Annotated in this window: 17 protein-coding genes and 1 riboswitch; of the genes, 10 read left to right on the forward strand and 7 right to left on the reverse strand. The window is 69.3% G+C overall.

The genetic code is table 11. From position 1 onward, the window contains the following. Positions 1-157: 157 nt before the first annotated feature. Both C1I98_RS18205 and C1I98_RS18210 read right to left on the reverse strand, forming a co-directional pair. Positions 158-1,021 carry an ABC transporter ATP-binding protein gene (locus C1I98_RS18205; protein WP_111168649.1) on the reverse strand — a complete coding sequence of 288 codons (864 nt, stop codon included), beginning with the start codon at positions 1,019-1,021 and terminating at the stop codon, positions 158-160. Further along, on the reverse strand, positions 1,014-1,949 hold the full coding sequence (locus tag C1I98_RS18210; RefSeq protein ID WP_111168650.1) for an ABC transporter permease: 936 nt from the start codon (positions 1,947-1,949) through the stop codon (positions 1,014-1,016). The genes C1I98_RS18205 and C1I98_RS18210 overlap by 8 nt, the downstream gene beginning before the upstream one ends. 551 nt (positions 1,950-2,500) lie before the next feature. Here C1I98_RS18210 and C1I98_RS18215 point away from each other — a divergent pair. The 5 genes from C1I98_RS18215 (at position 2,501) to C1I98_RS18235 (ending at position 8,267) form a co-directional block, all read left to right on the forward strand. Then, entirely contained in the window at positions 2,501-4,147 is a 1,647-nt protein-coding gene (locus C1I98_RS18215; protein ID WP_111168651.1) for a peptide ABC transporter substrate-binding protein, read from the forward strand. Positions 4,148-4,275: 128 nt separating this feature from the next. After that, complete coding sequence (locus tag C1I98_RS18220) at positions 4,276-5,220, forward strand: ABC transporter permease (RefSeq protein WP_111168652.1); 945 nt, start codon at positions 4,276-4,278, stop codon at positions 5,218-5,220. Further along, positions 5,213-6,214 (forward strand): ABC transporter permease, encoded by a 1,002-nt coding sequence (locus C1I98_RS18225; RefSeq protein WP_111168653.1) that lies wholly within the window; start codon positions 5,213-5,215, stop codon positions 6,212-6,214. The genes C1I98_RS18220 and C1I98_RS18225 overlap by 8 nt, the downstream gene beginning before the upstream one ends. Positions 6,215-6,223: 9 nt before the next feature. Beyond that, positions 6,224-7,270, forward strand: coding sequence for an ABC transporter ATP-binding protein (locus C1I98_RS18230; protein WP_111168654.1), 1,047 nt, complete (start codon positions 6,224-6,226; stop codon positions 7,268-7,270). Continuing rightward, positions 7,254-8,267 carry an ABC transporter ATP-binding protein gene (locus C1I98_RS18235; RefSeq protein ID WP_111168655.1) on the forward strand — a complete coding sequence of 338 codons (1,014 nt, stop codon included), beginning with the start codon at positions 7,254-7,256 and terminating at the stop codon, positions 8,265-8,267. The genes C1I98_RS18230 and C1I98_RS18235 overlap by 17 nt, the downstream gene beginning before the upstream one ends. Before the next feature lie 86 nt (positions 8,268-8,353). Here the strand turns inward: C1I98_RS18235 and C1I98_RS18240 are convergent, their stop codons facing one another. The 4 genes from C1I98_RS18240 to C1I98_RS41490 form a co-directional block, all read right to left on the reverse strand. After that, positions 8,354-8,563: a hypothetical protein gene (locus tag C1I98_RS18240; protein WP_111168656.1), complete on the reverse strand. Its 210-nt coding sequence runs from the start codon at positions 8,561-8,563 to the stop codon at positions 8,354-8,356. A gap of 165 nt (positions 8,564-8,728) precedes the next feature. Next, positions 8,729-9,811 carry a DUF1214 domain-containing protein gene (locus C1I98_RS18245; RefSeq protein ID WP_111168657.1) on the reverse strand — a complete coding sequence of 361 codons (1,083 nt, stop codon included), beginning with the start codon at positions 9,809-9,811 and terminating at the stop codon, positions 8,729-8,731. Positions 9,812-9,887: 76 nt separating this feature from the next. Continuing rightward, a complete protein-coding gene (locus C1I98_RS18250) occupies positions 9,888-11,201 on the reverse strand; it encodes a S8 family serine peptidase (RefSeq protein ID WP_158558084.1) in 1,314 nt (437 codons plus the stop codon). Positions 11,202-11,206: 5 nt separating this feature from the next. Further along, positions 11,207-11,926 (reverse strand): hypothetical protein, encoded by a 720-nt coding sequence (locus C1I98_RS41490; RefSeq protein WP_158558085.1) that lies wholly within the window; start codon positions 11,924-11,926, stop codon positions 11,207-11,209. 311 nt (positions 11,927-12,237) lie between these two features. Between C1I98_RS41490 and C1I98_RS18255 the strand changes: the two genes are divergently transcribed. Continuing rightward, positions 12,238-12,564, forward strand: coding sequence for a DUF3263 domain-containing protein (locus tag C1I98_RS18255; protein WP_111168664.1), 327 nt, complete (start codon positions 12,238-12,240; stop codon positions 12,562-12,564). A 21-nt stretch (positions 12,565-12,585) separates the two neighbouring features. Beyond that, entirely contained in the window at positions 12,586-13,458 is an 873-nt protein-coding gene (gene otsB, locus C1I98_RS18260) for a trehalose-phosphatase (RefSeq protein ID WP_111168659.1), read from the forward strand. On the opposite strand, the gene C1I98_RS18265 is transcribed toward otsB, so the two are convergent. Then, positions 13,427-14,854 carry an alpha,alpha-trehalose-phosphate synthase (UDP-forming) gene (locus C1I98_RS18265; RefSeq protein WP_111168660.1) on the reverse strand — a complete coding sequence of 476 codons (1,428 nt, stop codon included), beginning with the start codon at positions 14,852-14,854 and terminating at the stop codon, positions 13,427-13,429. The genes otsB and C1I98_RS18265 overlap by 32 nt on opposite strands. A gap of 103 nt (positions 14,855-14,957) precedes the next feature. On the opposite strand from C1I98_RS18265, the gene C1I98_RS18270 reads away from it, so the two are divergent. From C1I98_RS18270 to C1I98_RS18280, 3 genes are all read left to right on the forward strand, one after another. Beyond that, the gene (locus C1I98_RS18270) at positions 14,958-15,515 is read left to right on the forward strand and encodes an RNA polymerase sigma factor (RefSeq protein WP_111168661.1); all 558 of its coding nucleotides are present in this window, start codon (positions 14,958-14,960) and stop codon (positions 15,513-15,515) included. 124 nt (positions 15,516-15,639) lie between these two features. Further along, positions 15,640-15,784, forward strand: a riboswitch (SAM riboswitch). Between the two features lie 15 nt (positions 15,785-15,799). Beyond that, entirely contained in the window at positions 15,800-17,065 is a 1,266-nt protein-coding gene (thrC, locus tag C1I98_RS18275) for a threonine synthase (protein ID WP_111168662.1), read from the forward strand. 31 nt (positions 17,066-17,096) lie between these two features. After that, a complete protein-coding gene (locus tag C1I98_RS18280; RefSeq protein WP_111168663.1) occupies positions 17,097-17,378 on the forward strand; it encodes a MoaD/ThiS family protein in 282 nt (93 codons plus the stop codon). Positions 17,379-17,794 lie beyond the last annotated feature (416 nt).

The raw sequence follows: 17,794 nt of genomic DNA on the forward strand, positions 1-17,794 counted from the left end.
GAGCGCAACCGGGCATGGGACCGGGCGCGGTCGTGTCCGGAGCGACGAGCGATCGAGTGAGGAACGAACGAGGGAGCGAGGAGCGGAGGACGCGACCTTGAAGGCGCCCGGGCCCCGCGTGAGCGAAGCGAACGCAATGAACACTGCGCGAGCGCCGCTAAACGCGGTTGTAGGCCGTCAGGACTTCCTTGGGGGGGCCGTCCATCTTGATTTTGCCCTTGTGGAGCCAGATCACCCGGTTGCAGGTCTCCTCGATCACGTCCAGGTTGTGGGCGACCAGGAAGACCGTGCCGGCCTCCTGGCGCATCAGCTTGATGCGTTCCTGGCTCTTGCGCTTGAACTCTCGGTCGCCCGTGGCGAGGGCCTCGTCGATGAGGAGGACGTCGTGGGACTTGGCCGAGGCGATGGCGAAGCGGAGGCGGGCGCCCATGCCCGAGGAGTACGTCGACATCGGGAACTGGACGAACTCCCCGATGCCGGAGAAGCCGACGATCTCGCTGTACTTCTCCTTGACCTGGCTGGGCTTCATGCCCATCGCATAGCACCCGAGCACGATGTTGCGCTCGCCCGTGAGGTCGCGCATGAGGGCCGCGTTGACGCCCAGGAGGGACGGCTGGCCGTCGGTGTAGACGGCGCCGGAGTGGGGTGGCAGGAGGCCCGCGATGGCGCGCAGGAGGGTGGACTTGCCGGAGCCGTTGCGGCCGATGACGCCGATGGCGTCGCCGTGGTGGGCCACGAAGGACACGCCCTTGATGGCGTGGACCTCGCGCATCTGGGGGCGGCCCTGGCGGCGGACGAGGCGGAGCAGCGCGTTGGCGGCGTTGCCGCGTTCGGCGTCGGAGGCCGCGCCGTACACCCGGTAGATGATGTGGAGGTCGTCCACGATGACGGTGGGCGTGCCGGAGTGTTCGGGGCCTCCGGCCGGCTTCTCGTCCCTGGGATAGACCTTGACGTCCTTGTTGGACGGGACGTCTGGTTCCTCCGCCTTCACGTGTGACAGCTCCTCGGTCAGCTCAGCCACGGCCGTACCTCTCCTCGGCACGCCAGAAGTACCAGAAGCCGACGAGTAGGGCGAACACTGCCCAGAATACGCAGACCCCCCAGATCCATGGCGGGGCGGTGGTGTGCGACTTGAGCAGCAGCTCGCGCATTACCTCGATGTACGCGGCGGCGGGGTTGATGTAGAGAATGTCAGCGATGATCTGGGGGATGTCGGCGTCCCTGATCTTGTCGCCGATCGCGAAGAACACGCCCGACGAGTACAGCCAGGTCCGCATGATGAACGGCAGCAGTTGGTTCATGTCGCGGGCGAAGGCCCCGACGCGCGCGAGGACCAGGCTGGCGCCGATGTTGAACATCGTCTGCAGCAGCAGCGCCACCGGGACAAGCAGCCAGGACCATGTCAGCGGCTCGCCGGTCACCAGCACCAGCACGGCCAGCACGCCCATGGAGATCAGGAGTTGTTGCAGCTCCTGCACCGTGTAGGCGAGCGGTAGCGCCGCGCGGGGGAAGTGCAGCGCCCTGATCAGCGAGAGGTTGCCCGAGATCGACTTGGCGCCGCCGCTGACGGCCCGCTGTGTGTATGTGAACACGAACATCCCGGTGATCAGGAACGCCGTGTAGTTCTCCATGTCCTTGGCGGCGCCGAGGATCAGGCCGAACATCAGCCAGTAGATCGCGGCGTTGAGCAGCGGCGTGAGCACCTGCCAAAGCTGCCCCATCGCCGAATTGCTGTACTTCGAGATGTTCCGCGAAGTGGCGTAGGTCAGCACGAAGTGCCTGCGCTCCCAAAGCTGGCGCAGGTAGACGGGCAGGCTTGGGCGTGCGATGGCACGTCGAAGCCCGTATCGCTCGGCGAGCTGGGCCAGCGACTCCTTCCCGGCGGAAGGGGTGCCGTCTTTCCGGCCGCCCGCCCGGGCGTCCGCGAGCGCGGATTCCGGCTGGCTCATGGCAAGGACTCTATTGGATCCTGGTGATGGGGATGCCTGCGATGGTGCTCTGGACAGCGACGGGCGCGCACAGACAGTTGGACGTGATCTCTCCGAGTACGGTTCCGGGACATACGCAAGGATCTGCAAGCGTTACCCCGGGTTCATCCGCTGCGCTGCGGCCGGGTCAACCGTAGCCCAGGAGATGGCCCCGTGTCGGCAAGCAGGCGAGCATCGGGGCCTTATGTGTATTTTGGGACAGACACTCATGTCCCCTGTAAGACGGGGGATCCCCGTCTGTACACTTCTGGCGAGTTTATGCCTGTTTTAGGCTCTTTGAGCGCCCGTAGTGGTATGCGTGTGACGTCCAGCGGGCGCACGTGTGACCGAACTGCAACGCGCCAGAGACTCCCTGGTGAGAAGTAGTGCGGGATTGTAGCGATCGACTGGCAGGGCGTCGGCAGGGTTCGACCGTGTCGGCCGAGGCGGGGGTAACCAGGCCCTTTCCTTGGCTGCCGGGAGAGCATCGCAGCTCAGAACCATGCCCACCTGAGAGGGAGGAAAGACCCACAATGCGTGTGACCAAGGGCGCACAAATAATCGCCGGTACCGCGCTGCTCGCCCTCGCGGTAGCCGCGTGCGGTGGCGGTGGCGGCGGGAGCACCGGCAGCTCGCCCGGAGCCACCACAGGCGCAAGCGACGCTCCCGTCCGGATGGAGATCGGCGAGCCGCAGAAGCTGTTCTATCCTAGCGACACCACCGAGACCGAGGGCGCCGAGGTCCTCGCCGCTCTCTTTTCTCCCCTGGTGAGCTACAACGAGAACAAAGAAGTCGTCAACGAGGTCGCCCAGTCGATCGAGACCGAGGACAACAAGGTCTGGACGATCAAGCTCAAGCCCGGGTACACGTGGCACAACGGCGAGAAACTGATCGCCCAGAACTACGTCGACGCCTGGAATTTCGCCTCCAACCAGGAGAACGTCCAGTCGGCCAGCTACTTCTTCGGCCGGATCGCCGGCTACGCCGACCTGAACCCGGGTGAGGGCAAGACGCCCAGCACCAAGGAGATGTCGGGCCTCAAGGCGGTGGACGACCTCACCCTGGAGGTGACGCTGTCCAAGCCGTTCTCGCAGTTCCCGGTCATGCTCGGCTATACCGCGTTCTATCCGCTGCCGAAGGCCGCGTTCGGCCCCGACGGCAAGGTGACCGAGGAATTCGCCGCGAAGCCCATCGGGCAGGGGCAGTTCTCGATCGACAAGCCGTACGGCAAGGGCACCGACCAGACGATCGACCTCACCAGGTACGACGCCTTCGCCGGTGCGAAGCCGAAGTTCAGCAAGCTGCAGTTCAAGATCTACACTAGCACCGAGACGGCGTACAACGACCTGCGCGGTGGCGAGCTCGACATCATCGACCAGCTCGCGGCCTCCTCGATCTCCTCGGCCAAGTCCGACCTCGGCGAGCGCTACATCGAGCAGCCCGACGCCGGTATCGGCTACATCGGCTTCCCGCTGAAGTACAACAAGGAATACGAGAACGTCAAGGTCCGCGAGGCCATCGCGATGGCCATCGACCGGAAGACGATCGCCGAGAAGGTCTTCTCCGGCACCCGCGCCCCAGCCGACGACTTCATCAACCCGGCCATCGCGGGCTACAAGCAGGGCGCCTGCACGGTCTGCATCTTCGACCCCGCCAAGGCCAAGGAGGTCTACACGGCGGCGAACGGCCCCAAGAAGCTGGAGCTGGGCTACAACGCCGACGGTGGCCACAAGGAGTGGATCGAGGCCGTCGCGATCAACCTGCGGGCCAGCCTGGGCATCGAGGTCACGGTCAAGCCGTTCGAGAAGTTCCAGGCGATCCTCGACGAGCTGGACGCCAAGAAGTACACCGGTATGTTCCGGATGGGCTGGGCGATCGACTACCCGTCCCCGGAAAACTACCTGACCCCCATCTTCTCCACCGAAGCGGCCAAGACCGGCTCCAACTACGCCGGCTACTCCAGCAAGGAGTTCGACGACCTGCTGGTGAAGGGCGACACCGCCGAGACGCCGGAGGCGGGCCTGGAGGCCTACCGCCAGGCGGCCGACGTCCTGAACAAGGAACTCCCATACGTCCCGGTCTACTTCTACAAGATCAACGCGGGGTATTCAGAGCACCTCAAGAGTGTGAAGATTAACCTGCTCAACCAGGTTGAGTGGGAGTCCGTCGAGAAGGCCTAGAAGGATTCTCCGAAGCCTGGCGCGCACCCCGCGCCCGGCCCGGGAGAAGATCGCATGAGGGCAGTCTGCTTGGCACCGCAAACCCTGGGTACCGAGGCTGCCCTTTTGCGCATGTATGGGAGGCTTTAGTGGGCCGCTACGTCATAAGACGTCTTATCCAAGCGATCCCAGTGCTACTGGGCGCCACCCTGCTGATTTTCGCTGTCGTCTTCGCACTGCCTGGTGATCCCATCGCGGCGCTGGCGGGCGAAAAGCGGGGCAATCCGGTCGTCGTTGCTCTGCTGCGTGAGCAGTATCACCTGAACGACCCGCTTATCGTGCAGTACGGCTACTACATCAGTGGCGTGTTCCAGGGCAATCTCGGCCGGACCTACGCCAACGTGGAGGTATCCCAGATCATCGCGGCGAAGTTCCAGGTGACCGTCAACCTGGCGATCACCGCGCTGGTCCTTGAGGCGATCTTCGGTGTCGGGCTCGGCCTGTGGGCGGCGCTGCGCCGCGGCAAGGCCACCGACAGCATGATCCTCGCCTCGACGTTGATCCTCGTGTCGGTGCCGACGCTGGTGACCGGCTTCGTGCTGCAGCTTCTGCTCGGTGTCCAGCTCAGGAGGTGGACCGGCGGCGTCGAGATCTTCCCGATCGCCGGTGTGTCCGACGGCTGGATCAGCTATGTCGTCCCCGGCTTCGTGCTGGCGGGCACGTCGATCGCCTATCTGACCCGGCTCACCCGGACCAGCCTGGTGGAGAACCTGCGCGCCGACTACGTGCGAACGGCCGTGGCCAAGGGCATGCCACGAAGACGCGTGGTCGGACGGCACGCGCTGCGCAACGCCCTGATCCCGTTGATCACGTTCCTAGGGGCCGACCTGGGCACGCTCATGGGCGGCGCGGTGATCACAGAATCGATCTTCAACATCCCCGGAATCGGGCAAGAGCTGTTCAGATCGGTACACGAGCGACAACAACCCGTGGTGGTCGGCATCGTCACCATCCTGGTGCTCGTGTACATCCTGGCCAACCTGGTCGTCGACCTGCTCTACGCTGTGCTGGACCCGAGGATCCGCTATGAGTGACATTCGACCCGCAGGCCCGCTGGACCCTGAGACCCAGCAGAGCGAGGCGCTGGACCAGGTCGCCCCGGCCACAGTCCCCGACACCGCCCAGCCCGGCGTTCCGCCGTCGGCGCAGCCGAAGACCAAGAAGAAGGACGGCAAGCCGGCCAGCCTGTGGACCGACGCATGGTACGACCTGCGTCGCCGGCCGCTCTTCATCGGCTCGGCCATCATGATCTTCATCTTGGTGGTCATGGCGATCTTCCCGCAACTTTTCACCTCGGTGAACCCGTACGACGCGGCCACCTGCCAGCTCATCGACGCCCGCACACCCCCCAGCGCGGGCCACCTGTTCGGGCAGGACAACCAGGGCTGCGACGTCTTCGCCAAGACGATCTACGGCGCCCGCGTCTCGATCATGGTCGGCGTGACCACGATGATCGTCACCGCCCTGTTCGGTGGCCTGCTCGGGCTGATCGCCGGGTTCCGCAGCGGCGCGACCGACGTGATCCTCTCCAGGACGACCGAGATCTTCTTCGCCATCCCGCTGATCCTGGGCGCGCTGCTGATCCTGGTGATCTTCGGCCGGGGCAACGTGTGGACGGTGATGCTGGCGCTGTCGGTGCTGGCCTGGCCGATGACGTTCCGCATCATGCGGGCGTCGGTGATCACCGCCAAGAACCAGGACTACGTCATGGCCGCACGAGCGCTCGGCGCGGGAGCCGGCCGGATCATGTTCCGGCACATCCTGCCGAACGCGCTCGCCCCGGTGATCGTCATCGCGATGATCAACCTGGGCGGGTTCATCGCGGCCGAGGCGGCGCTGTCCTACCTCGGAGTCGGTATCCAGTCACCGGAGATCTCCTGGGGTCTGATGATCGCCGATGCCCGCGACCGGTTCCTGGAGGCGTGGCACCCGCTGATCTTCCCGTCGATCTTCCTCAGCATCACCGTCCTGGCGTTCATCATGCTCGGCGACGCCGTCCGCGACGCGCTCGATCCGAAGTTGCGATAAGGGGGATCCGTGAAATCCGCGAAGACAACCGCCACCGATGTGTTGCCCGCCGAGGGAGGGCTGGGCAACGACGCGCTGCTCGAGGTGGACGATCTGCATGTGGAGTTCGTCACCCGGGCAGGGCTGGTCAAGGCCGTCAACGGGGTGAGCTACTCGCTCAGGCCCGGTGAGAGCCTGGCGGTGCTCGGCGAATCCGGGTCCGGCAAGTCGGTGACCGCTCAGGCGATCATGGGCATCCTCGACATGCCGCCTGCCAGGATTCCCCAGGGTTCGATCAAGTTCCGCGGTACCGACCTGCTCAAACTGAGCGAGGACGCCCGCGCGCAGATCCGCGGCCAGCGGATCGCGATGATCTTCCAGGACGCGCTGTCCGCGCTCAACCCGGTCTTCAGCGTGGGCTGGCAGATCAGCGAGATGTTCCGGGTGCATCGCGGCATGTCCAAGCGCGACGCGATGAAGAAGGCCGTCGAGCTGATGGAGCGGGTCCGCATCCCGGCCGCCAGGCAGCGGGTGAACGACTACCCGCACCAGTTCTCCGGCGGTATGCGGCAGCGCATCATGATCGCGATGTCCATCGCGCTGGACCCGGAGGTGCTGATCGCCGACGAGCCCACCACCGCGCTGGACGTGACGGTGCAGGCCCAGATCATGGAACTGCTCGCCGAACTCCAGCGCGAGAGCAACATGGGCCTGATCCTCATCACCCACGACCTCGGGGTGGTGGCGGACGTCGCCGACAAGATCGCCGTCATGTACGCCGGGCGCATCGTCGAGAACGCCCCGGTACGCGACATCTACAAGAACCCCGGCCACCCCTACACCAAGGGACTGCTGGAGTCGATCCCCCGCGTGGACCAGAAGGGCCAGGAGCTCTACGCGATCAAGGGGCTTCCGCCCAACCTGCTGGACATGCCCTCGGGCTGCGCCTTCCACCCGCGCTGCCCGTACCGGCAGGACAACTGCGTCACCGACGTCCCCCCACTGAACGAGATCAACCTGGACCGCAACAGCGCGTGCCACTACTGGAGGGAGGTCCTCGATGGCAGCCACGGGTGAGCGGGTCCTTGAGGTCCGTGACCTGGTCAAGCACTTCCCGCTGACCCAGGGGATCGTCTTCAAGCGGCAGATCGGCCAGATCAAGGCCGTGGACGGGGTCTCCTTCGACCTGCACAGGGGCGAGACCCTGGGCGTCGTGGGCGAGTCGGGCTGCGGCAAGTCCACGCTGGCCAAGGTGCTGATGGCGCTGGAGCGGCCGACCTCGGGCAGCGTGAAGATCAACGGCGTGGACATGGCCGCCGCCAAGGGCGGCGCGCTCAAGCGGATGCGCCGCAACGTGCAGATGGTGATGCAGGACCCGTACACCTCGCTCAACCCGAGAATGACGGTCGGCGACATCATCGGCGAGCCGTACGAGATCCACCCCGACGTGGCCCCGAGGGGCGACCGGCGGCGCAAGGTGCAGGAGCTGCTGGAGGTGGTCGGCCTCAACCCCGACCACATCAACCGCTACCCGCACCAGTTCTCCGGCGGCCAGCGGCAGCGCATCGGGATCGCCAGGGGCCTGGCGTTGCAGCCGGAGATCATCATTTGTGACGAGCCGGTCTCCGCGCTCGACGTGTCCATCCAGGCCCAGGTGATCAACCTGCTGGAGCGGTTGCAGAACGAGTTCAACCTGGCGTACATCTTCATCGCCCACGACCTGTCGGTGGTGCGCCACATCTCCGACCGGGTCGCGGTGATGTACCTGGGCAAGCTCGTCGAACTCGGCAAGGACACCGAGATTTACGACAAGCCCGCCCATCCGTACACGCAGGCGCTGCTCTCCGCCGTGCCGGTCCCCGACCCGGAGGGCCGCGAGCAGCGGGAGCGGATCATCCTGCAGGGCGACCCGCCGTCCCCGGCGAACCCGCCCTCGGGCTGCCGCTTCCGCACCCGTTGCTGGAAGGCGCAGGAGATCTGCGCGAAGGAGGAGCCGCTGCTGGAGATTCGCGCCGGCACGGCTCACGAGAGCGCCTGTCACTTCGCCGAGAGCCAGGACATCGTGCACGCCTGACACGGGCCGTCAAGGTGCGTCTGAGCCCTCCACAGGCCGGTCTTGTGGAGGGCTCAGCCGTTTCGGTTCGCCAGTGGCGCCGGCGATCAGCGGGCGGTGGCCGCCCCGGCCGCGGCCCCCGTGGCACCGCCGACCGCACCACCGGCGACGCCGCCCAGGGCGCTGCCGTTGGTGAGGCCGGTGACCATGCCGACCAGGTCACCCAGCGGGTCCTGGGCCACCGCGGACGCGGCCCCGGCCGTGCCGAACGCGGCCATGCCGACGATGGCGGTCGCGACGAAAATGCGTCGGATCATTTGCTACTTCCCCCGAAGCTCTCCCGGGGTACATGTGATCACTGACCGTCCCCGGGTGGATGCGATATGTCCCCGACAGCCTTGCACCCCACCCAGCGCCCAAGGCGCCGACTTGACGGTTAACTCAGCCGTTCATTGCGTCTAGAGGACATCCCCGTACCGGGATCAAACGCGTATCACCTTCGTCAAGGGGCGTTCGGGGGTGTGGTCGGGGAGGAACCAGCGGAACCAGATGCGGCCGCGTTCGTGGCCGGCCGTGGAGACCCAGTTGGGCATGCCCGGGTCGGTGGCCGAGATCACGATGCGCCAGGAGCCGTCCGGCTCGTACTCCACCTGCCCGCCGTTGATGGTCACCCGCTCCCACGCGTAGTCGTACGTGTGCTGGAACGGGTTCCACAGGCACATGTTCCAGAAGGCGCACTCCGGCGAGCGCCCCTCGATGATCAACGCTTCCCCCTGCCGCAGGTCGAAGGACCCCATCGCGTACGCCGCGTCGCCCGCCGCCCACCCGAAGGTCGTGGTCGGCACCGGGTAGGGCTCGGCGACGTCGTTCTCCTCCACCAGCGGCAGTACCAGCGTGGACTGCTCGCGCAGCCAGGTCAGCGCCGCCGTGAACCGCCGGGCGAGGTCGGCGTCGGTCTCCCTGGGCGGGTCGTCGGGGGCGTCCAGGCACTCGATGCGCCAAGTGGCCCGGCGGCTCGTCTCCGGGGCCACCAGGTAGTCGCGGGTGATGGCGCACACGACGTCGGATTCGAGGCGCAACCAGTTGGCGGCGCTGTCGCGCGGCGGGTCGTCGGGCGAGAGGATCAGCTCGAAGGAGCCGTCCGCGCCGAAGCGCAGGGTCCGGTCGTTGGCGGTGGCGACGATCCGTTCGGCGTAGCGGCCGTCGTCGGGCCCGCCGTACAGGGTGAGCGACATGTACGCGGCGTCGGCGCGCTGCCCGGTGATCAGGTAGGTGCGCTCCGGGTCGAGCGGGGTGAAGCAGAAGTAGGCGTCGGCGTTGTCGCCGCCCCACTTGGCGTACGGCCAGACGATGTCGGTGAAGCGCGGCCGGTGCGGGTGCGCCCAGACCTGTGTGTCGAGCGCCACGCGCAGCAGCGAGAACGCCCAGGCGCGGCCTTCGGCTTTGGTGCGTTCGTCGAACGTCGGGTCGGAGGAAACGCCCTGTTCGATGCGTGCCAGCTCGGCGAGGATCTCGTGGAAGACTGCGGAGCTGTCCGGGACGCCTGCGGTGCGGAGCGCGCTCATGGGGCCAATAGTGGCATACGGGCACCTTCGCCAACATCCCTGACATCCGCCGCTATAGATCCATTCGGCGGGGTGCTCAGCAGCCGCCGGCGGCCCGGCTCCCGCGCCGGTCGCGTATCGCGATGCTCACTCCCAGGAGCACGCTGACCAGGATCAACGCCGCCCCGACGAGCCGCCGCGAGGGCGTCGAGTCATCCGGCGGGGGACCGCCGCCGAAGTAGACGGGGCCGGCGGGCGGCCCGCCGGGGCGGATCGCCGGAGATTGCGCATTCGCCGGGGTTTTCGTGAATTCGGACTTATGTGCATCCCGGGCGTGTCCGTTGCCCATCGGCGTCAGCAGCCCTGCGGTGACCCGGCGCCTGGTGTACCGCTCGGCCTGTTCCAGCGCGAGGTCCGCGCGGACCACGCCGTGCCCGTAGGCCGCGTCGTGGCCGGTGGCGGGGCGGCGCGCGGTCCCGCGCTCCAGCGCCCGGCGCACCTGCGCCGGGGACAGCTCCGGGTATCGCGCGCGGACCAGCGACACGACGCCCGCGACCATGGCCGCCGCCGAACTGGTGCCGTCGCCCACCACGTAGGAGCCGGGGCCGTCCGCGCTCACGATCCGCGCCCCCGGCGCGACCACCGAGAGGTACTCCTGCCGGTTGGAGAACCGGGGCACCCGCAGGGACTCGTCCACCGCGCCCACCGCGATCACCCCGGGGTAGGCGGCCGGGAAGTTCTTTCTGTTGCCGTTCGCGCCGTCGTTGCCGGAGGAGGCGACGAGGACCACGCCCCGGTCGATCGCGTACTGGACGGCCTCCTCCTCGGCGGCCGAACCCTCCCAGGTGCCGCTGCCGCCGCCGAGCGACATGCTGATCACGTCGGCCCCGTGGTCGGTGGCGTAGCGGATGCCCTTGGCCAGCGCGTTGGTGCTCCGCCCGGCCAGGCGTTTGCGCTGCGGGTCGTCGTTCTCCAGGGTGACCCGCACGGACAGCACCCGCGCCTTGGGGGCGACGCCGAGCACGCCGCTCGCGTCGTGCTCGCCGTGCCCGCGCCCGGCGATCAGGCTGGCCATCGAGGTGCCGTGGTGGCCGGAGTAGCGCGACGACCCGCCCCGGTCGCCGGTGAAGTCGGGGCCCACGGTGACCGCGCCCGCGAGGTCGGGGTGGCGGGGGTCGACGCCGGTGTCGAGGACGGCGACCAGTACGCCCTCGCCGCGGGTGTGCCGCCAGGCTTCGGCCGCGCGTAACGCGGCGAGCGGCCACTGTTTGGCCCGCGCCGCCGTACCGACGTCGTCGGCGCGGACCGGCGCCCCCGGCACGACCGCGACCAGGGCGGGCAGCGCGAAGAGCGCCGCCGCCAGGACGATCGGCGCGCGTGGCGGGCGGCCGCCGCGGCTCACCGGGCTCACCGGGCTCACCGGGTGAGGTCCCGGTGCAGGGTGACGGCCAGCTCGCGGGCCAGCCGGGGCAGCCGGCCGTCGATCGGGGAACCCGGTGTGTACGGCCGGCCGTCGGCGTAACCCGCCGAGGTGAGCACCACGTACCGGTGCTCCCCGGCGGCCAGCGCGCCCGCGACGTACTGGCGTTCGCCGAACCCCTCCGCCGCGCCCCCCGCGAACCCCGCCGGGCGGACCGACGGCGGGCGCAACCGGGGCCGCCCCGACTGCTGCGTGGCGAGCCGCCGCGCGACCCGCGAGGACGCGTCCGCCGCCGAGTCGGCCAGCACCGCGATCCCCGCCGTGGCGACGTAGGTCTGCGTGCCGTCGGCGTAGGTCGCGCGCAGCGTGGTCAGGCAGCCGAGCCGGTTCAGTGCCCGCGCGGCGGCCGGTTGCAGCGCCCGCTCGCACGGCGCCTCCGCGGCGACCCCGGTCAGGCGGTAGCGGACGGCGGCCCCCGACGGGCTGGTGCCCGGCAGCATGGCGGGGAAGATGCGCGCGGCGGGCCAGGTGCGCCAGCGGTCGGCCACTGGGGCCCCGGTGCCGCTGTGCGCGGGCGGCCAGGAGTGCGCGATCAGGCCGATCGCCGCGGCGAGGACGACGGGCAGCGCGTACGGCTTGCGGAGGAACGCCCACACCGGCCACGGGCGGCGTCTGCGGTGTGCGCCGCGGCGACGCGTGTCACGTGCTTCGGTCAAGTGCGCCCTCGCCAAAACGGATCAGGCCGCGGCTCACGGGCCCGCTCCCCGATCATCCGCTGGTGCCGGGCTCATTCTGACATGCGAGCGCGCGCCGACGCGGCGTATCGGTGAACAAACCGATACCCACGGTAGTGAGATAGGGCCAGGATTTTGGCGCGGGCATTACCGGGCCCCGCCCGGCCTCTTGCCCACGGCTGCGCCCACCAAGTCCGCACAACCGACATGAAGGCCCGCAAATTGCCGACTACGATGGCTCCGGGCCGCGCGCTCGTGACGTGACCGTCGCGGGCCCGACCGAGGAGGACAGCATGGACACCGCGCCGGTGGACGGTGACAGTGACGCCCCCGATGACGCCCCTGAAGAAGCTCCCGCGCAGACGACCGGCGGTCTCACCGAACGCGACCGCGAGATCCTCGCGTTCGAGCGCCAGTGGTGGCGCTACGCGGGCGCCAAGGAGCAGGCGATCCGCGAGGCGTTCGGATTCTCCGCCACCCGCTACTACCAGTTGCTCGGCGAGCTGGTCGAGCGCCAGGAGGCGCTGGCCCACGACCCGATGCTGATCAAGCGGCTGCGCCGGTTGCGCGCCGCCAGGCAGCGCGAGCGGGCCGCCCGCCGGCTCGGCATGCGTCCGTGACGGTCCGGGTAAGGGAAGCGGATGAGCGACCAACCTGCTGAGGCCACCCCAGCGGAGCTGCCGTGGCCGCGCACGGCCGCGGGGTCGGTGGGGCTCGACAAGATCGTGGCCGATCCGTCCGGCGCGGTCGTCGGGCTCGACTTCGACGGCACGCTGTCGCCGATCGTGGCCGATCCCGCCGCCGCCCGCGTGCATCCCGCCGCCCCCGGCGTGCTGGCCGCGCTGGGCGCGGCCGTCGGGACGGTCCTGATCCTGACCGGCCGCCCGGCGGCCTCGGTGATCGAGTACGGCGGCGGCGCGGACGCCGCGCTGGCCGACGTGCCGGGGCTGGTCGTGCTCGGGCAGTACGGCGTGGAGCGCTGGGAGGCCGGAGAGCTGACCTCGCCGCCGCCCCCGGCGGGCGTGGCGGCGGTCCGTGCCGCGCTGCCCCAGGTCCTGGCCGCAGCCGGGGTGCCGGACGCGTGGGTCGAGGACAAGGGCAGGGCGCTGGCCGTCCACACGCGCCGGACCGCCGACCCGGCCGCCGCGTTCGCGGCGCTGACCGAGCCGCTCACCGCGCTCGCCGCCCGGCACGACCTGATCGTCGAGCCGGGGCGGCTGGTCCTGGAGCTGCGGCCCCCCGGCACGGACAAGGGCGACGCGCTGTCCGCCTTCCTGGCCGAGCGGTCCGCCCGCTCGGTGATGTACGTCGGCGACGACCTGGGCGACCTGGCCGCCTTCGACGCGGTACGCCAGTCCGGCCTGCCCGGCGTGACCGTGTGCAGCGGCTCGGCCGAGGTGACCGCGCTGAGCGAGCGCGCCGACATCATCGTGGACGGCCCGGACGGCGTGGTGGCGCTGCTGCGGGCGCTGGCCGGGGCGGTCAGCCGCCCAGGGCGTCGAGCTGCTGACTGAACCACGCGGCGGGCGGCAGCGCGGTCGCCGCGTCGCGCAGCCGTTCGCCCCTGCGCGTGCGCTCCTCCTCTGGCATGGTCAGGGCCTGGTGCAGGGCCCGTGCCGTGCCGGAGACGTCGTAGGGGTTGACCAGGATCGCGTCCCGGCCCAGCTCGGCCGCCGCGCCGGCCTCGCGGGAGAGCACCAGCGCCGAGCGCGGTGACAGGATCGGGCCCTCCTTGGCCACCAGGTTCATCCCGTCGCGGATGGGGTTGACCAGCAGCACGTCGGCCATCCGGTAGGCGGCCAGCGAGCGCGGGTAGTCGTCGTGGACATTGAGGATCAGCGGGTCCCAGTCCTCGGTGGCGTAGTCGTCCTCGATCTCCTTGGCGCAGCGCTGCACCGCCGCGGTGTACTCCCGGTACTCCGGCAGGTCGTGCCGCGACGGGTAGGCGAAGGCCAGATGGACGACCCGGCCGTGCCACTCCGGGTACTGCGCCAGGAACTCCCGGTAGGACAGCAGGCCGCGCACGATGTTCTTGGACAGCTCGGTGCGGTCGATCCGGACGATCAGCCGGCGGCCGCCGACCCGCTGCCGCAGCGCGGCCATGTGCGACTCGACGTCCGGTTCCAGCGCCCGCGCCCACAGGGCCTCGCCGTCCACGCCGAGCCCGTGGACGCCGATCCTGGTCGTCCGGTCCCCGTGGGTGACGGTACGTCGGGCGCGGTCGACCCGGGCGCCGAGCACGACCTCGCAGCAGTCCATGAACGCCGCCGCCCACCGTTCGGTGAGGAACCCGGCGTGGTCGGCCCCCAGGATGCCGGACAGCACCTCGATCCCCACGTCGTCGGGCAGCAGCGTGAAGTACTCCGGCGGGGCCCACGGCGTGTGTGAGAAGTGCGCGATCCGCACGTCGGGCCGTTCGCCGCGGAGCATCGTGGGGGCCAGCGTGAGGTGGTAGTCCTGGATCATCACCCGCGCGCCCGGCCCGGCCTGCTCGGCGAGCGCCAGCGCGAACGCCGCGTTGTAGGACTGGTACGACTCCCATTCGCGGCGGAACCTGCCGTCGAAGTGCGGCGCGTTGGGCGTGTCGTAGAGCAGGTGGTTGACGAACCACAGGGTCGAGTTGGCGACCGCGTTGTAGGCCCGGTGGAAGGTCGCGGGCGGGATGTCCAGCATGCGCAGCGGGCCGGTGTCGTATCCGGCGTGGTCCAGGCGTCCGCCGGGGGCCAGTCGTACGGCGGAGCGGTCGCCGTCGGACAGCGCCGCGCACACCCACAGCACGTCCATCTGCTTGACCACTCCGGACAGGCCGGAGACCAGGCCGCCACCGCCCCTGCGCATGGTCAGCTCGCCGCCCTCGGACAGGGTGAAGGAGACCGGGCCGCGGTTGGAGGCCACCAGGACAGCGTTCAACGTTGGACCACCGTTCCTTCGCCGTGGGACGCTTGCGGGAAGGTTAACCAACCCTGATCCCTGACCATAGGATGTCCAGGACTCACGGCTGATGGGGACCCGAATGGCGCTGGACGAGACGACCGAGCAACTGGCCCGCGCCGCCGCGCAGGGTGACCACCGGGCACTCGGCGAGCTGCTCCGGCGGATCGAGCCCGACGTGCTGCGGCACTGTGGCCGCATCCTTCCCTACCACCAGGACGCCGAGGAGGCGTGCCAGGACACCCTGCTCGCCGTGGCGCGCAACATCGGCCGCTTCGAGGGACGTGCCCGGTTCAGCACCTGGCTGCACATCGTGACGGCCAACTGCGCGCGCACGACGTACCGCACGCTCAAGCGCCGGGCGGCCGAGCAGAGTTCGGACGAGCTGCCCATGCAGCGGCCCGACGTCCGCAGGGTGAGCGTGATCGCGGGGTCGCGGCTCGACCTGCTCGACGCGATGGAGGCGCTGGAGGCCGACAAGCCGGACCTCGCGCAGGCGCTGGTGTTACGTGACATCTGCCAGCTCGACTACGCGGAGGTGGCGGAGCAGCTCCAGATCCCGCTCGGCACCGCCAAGTCACGCATCCACCAGGCGCGCAAGTTCGTGCAGGCGGCTCTGGGCGACGCCTACGGAGGCTGATCCGGACCGGTTTCTGGACGGCGGCCGTCTTGAATGCTGAGACGGCCCGTCACGGATGTCCGATTGCCGGGTAGAGTGCGAGCGAGCCTGTGCGTCAGGCTCACCAGACTTCACAACTTCATATTGCTCATCCAGAGGGGTGGAGGGACCGGCCCTGCGAAGCCCCGGCAACCTTCCCGGTGATCAGCGCTCGCGACATGGCGAGAGGCCGGCCGGGACAGGTGCCAAATCCGGCCTGTGATCAAGGCGGTCGCAGGCGAAGATGAGGGAAAGGCCTCGCTTCCATGGCGCTCGCGACACACGACAAGCCCGCCACCACCGACTTCGGCGCCGCCGTCGCCCTCTCCTGCCGCGAGTGCGGCACCCGTTACGACCTCGGCCCTGACTTCGCCTGTATCGAGTGTTTCGGCCCTCTGGAGGTCGCTTACGAGTTCGGGCCGGTCACGCGCGAGGAGATCGCGGCGGGGCCGGCCAACGTATGGCGGTACCGCGCGCTGCTCCCGGTACCGGCCGACGTGGCGGACAAGCCCAACCTGGCCCCCGGCTGGACCAAGCTGGTGCAGGCCGACCGGCTGGCCGCCGAGCTGGGCCTGCGCTCGCTGCACATCAAGGACGACTCGGGCAATCCCACCCACTCCTTCAAGGACCGCGTGGTGGCCATCGCCGTCGAGGCCGCCCGCAACTTCGGCTTCCACACCCTGTCCTGCTCCTCGACGGGCAACCTCGCGGGCGCGGTCACCGCGGCGGCGGCGCGGGCCGGGCTCGACGCCTGCGTGTTCATCCCCGCCGACCTGGAGCAGGCCAAGGTGGTCATGGGGTCGGTGTACGGCGGCAGGCTCGTCGGCATCGAGGGCACCTACGACGAGGTCAACCGGTTCTGCTCCGAGCTGATCGGCGACCCGCTGGGCGACAAGTGGGGGTTCGTCAACGTCAACCTGCGGCCCTACTACGCGGAGGGCTCCAAGACCCTCGCCTACGAGATCGCCGAGCAGCTCGGATGGCGGCTGCCCGAGCAGATCGTGATCCCGATCGCGTCCGGCTCGCAGCTCACCAAGATCGACAAGGGCTTCGCCGAACTGATCAAGCTGGGCCTGGTCGAGGACCGGCCCTACAAGGTCATCGGGGCACAGGCGGCGGGGTGCGCGCCGGTGGCGACGGCGTTCCGCGCCGGGCATGACGTGATCAAGCCCGTCAAGCCGAACACCATCGCCAAGTCGCTGGCCATCGGCAACCCGGCGGACGCGCCGTACGTGCTGGACATCGTCCGCCGTACCGGCGGGGTGGTGGAAGATGTCACCGACGACGAGATCGTGGACGCGATCCGGCTGCTGGCCCGCACCGAGGGCATCTTCGCCGAGACGGCGGGCGGCGTGACCGTCGGGGTCCTGACCAAGCTGGTCCGCGAGGGCCGCCTCGACCCCGAGGCCGAGACCGTGGTCCTCAACACCGGCGACGGCCTGAAGACCCTCGACGCGGTCGCGGACCACGCCCGTCCCTCGGCGGTGATCCGCCCGTCCCTCGACGCCTTCCGCGCGACCGTTGCCGAGTGAACCGCATATCTGACGAGAGAGTGAGCTGAAAATGAGCGTTTCTGTGCGTATTCCCACGATTCTGCGCACATACACCGATGGTGCGGCGGAGGTCGGCGGGGAGGGCGCGACGCTGCGCGAGGTCTTCCAGAAGCTGGACGCGGACTACCCGGGCATCGGGGCCCGCATCCTGGACGAATCCGGAAAGATTCGGCGTTTTGTGAACGTGTATGTGGGGGATGAGGACGTCCGTTTCGCCGATGGCCTCGACACGGCGACACCTGAAGGCGTTCAGGTCTCGGTCATCCCGGCGGTCGCGGGAGGCGCCCGCTGAGGGTGTCCCCAGCGGTACATTTCGGTGTCCTGGACGGGAGTGAGCGAGGGCCGTCGGTACGGCGTCGCTCGCTCCGATACCGATCCGGCATGATCGCCCGGCACCCGGACCCCCGCCGTCGTAGCACCGGCGGACCGAACGCGGCGGCGACCCGAGCCAGGAGCCCCCTGAGACGGGGCGTACGCGCATCCGGTCCTTTCGGTGGTGGCCCGCGCTGGGAGCCTGCTGCGGTGGGCGTATGTGCGTCTGGCCCGGCCTGGGGGTCACTCGCTCCCGCGTGCACGCCCGGCCCTGCGTGCGCGTTCCGGCCTTGCCCTGGCCGTCTACTCCCTGCCGAGGATGTCCGCCGGGCCGCATTTGACGCTCGGTGTCCGCGCCGGCGGGGTTTGACGGGGGGCCGGCCCGCCGGCGCGGAC

Origin of the sequence: Spongiactinospora gelatinilytica (assembly GCF_003236385.1) — a bacterium.
GTDB lineage: Bacteria > Actinomycetota > Actinomycetes > Streptosporangiales > Streptosporangiaceae > Spongiactinospora > Spongiactinospora gelatinilytica.

Coding starts and splice junctions, on each gene's coding strand:
- C1I98_RS18240 (WP_111168656.1), bottom strand. CDS start 8,563: ATGATCCGACGCATTTTCGTCGCGACCGCCATCGTCGGCATGGCCGCG.
- C1I98_RS18270 (WP_111168661.1), top strand. CDS start 14,958: ATGGCGCTGGACGAGACGACCGAGCAACTGGCCCGCGCCGCCGCGCAG.
- otsB (WP_111168659.1), top strand. CDS start 12,586: ATGAGCGACCAACCTGCTGAGGCCACCCCAGCGGAGCTGCCGTGGCCG.
- C1I98_RS18225 (WP_111168653.1), top strand. CDS start 5,213: ATGAGTGACATTCGACCCGCAGGCCCGCTGGACCCTGAGACCCAGCAG.
- C1I98_RS18255 (WP_111168664.1), top strand. CDS start 12,238: ATGGACACCGCGCCGGTGGACGGTGACAGTGACGCCCCCGATGACGCC.
- C1I98_RS18235 (WP_111168655.1), top strand. CDS start 7,254: ATGGCAGCCACGGGTGAGCGGGTCCTTGAGGTCCGTGACCTGGTCAAG.
- C1I98_RS18280 (WP_111168663.1), top strand. CDS start 17,097: ATGAGCGTTTCTGTGCGTATTCCCACGATTCTGCGCACATACACCGAT.
- thrC (WP_111168662.1), top strand. CDS start 15,800: ATGGCGCTCGCGACACACGACAAGCCCGCCACCACCGACTTCGGCGCC.
- C1I98_RS18210 (WP_111168650.1), bottom strand. CDS start 1,949: ATGAGCCAGCCGGAATCCGCGCTCGCGGACGCCCGGGCGGGCGGCCGG.
- C1I98_RS18215 (WP_111168651.1), top strand. CDS start 2,501: ATGCGTGTGACCAAGGGCGCACAAATAATCGCCGGTACCGCGCTGCTC.
- C1I98_RS18245 (WP_111168657.1), bottom strand. CDS start 9,811: ATGAGCGCGCTCCGCACCGCAGGCGTCCCGGACAGCTCCGCAGTCTTC.